This window comes from Vibrio sp. 1580 (assembly GCF_033340055.1).
In genome coordinates this window covers 1-548 of sequence record NZ_JAWOVT010000613.1, presented here as the reverse complement: position 1 = coordinate 548, position 548 = coordinate 1, and the positions used below count along the sequence as shown (strand labels likewise).

At 43.4% G+C, this 548-nt stretch carries 1 pseudogene; it reads left to right on the top strand.

Annotated elements, in window-relative coordinates:
- Positions 1–197 precede the first annotated feature (197 nt).
- Positions 198–548: pseudogene (locus R7093_RS27445) on the top strand (6-phospho-beta-glucosidase); the annotation flags it as partial.

Below are 548 nucleotides of genomic sequence, written 5' to 3'. Positions count from 1 at the left end.
CAGCGGCTTTGGTAAAACTGAGACACTTACCAGCAACGGCGAAAGTGTACATGTTAGAGAGCATCTGCTGTTTTCTGTCCATCTTGGCACTCAACATAAATTAGAAAGGCTAATGCATAGCAAGTTTAAATTGGTTTGTATAGCGAATCACGATGCTTTTAAATCAAACTGTCTTATCCATAACGAGAAACAGCACGATGAAAAAGAATCTAAAAATTACCATTATTGGTGCAGGTTCCAGTTACACGCCTGAGCTTATCGAAGGTCTCATCAAGCGCAATCATGAACTGCCTATCGGCGAGTTGTGGTTGGTCGATATTAAAGATGGCAAAGAGAAAGTCAGCATCATTGGCGATTTAACGCGCCGTATGTTGGCGAAAAACAACATGTCTCATATTGATGTTCACGTCACGCTGGATCGCAAACCCGCATTAAAAGACGCCGATTTTGTCTGTTCTCAATTTCGCACAGGTTGTTTGGAAGGTCGCATCCGCGATGAACGCATCTCGCTTAAATACGGCATGATCGGTCAGGAGACCAACGGGTTA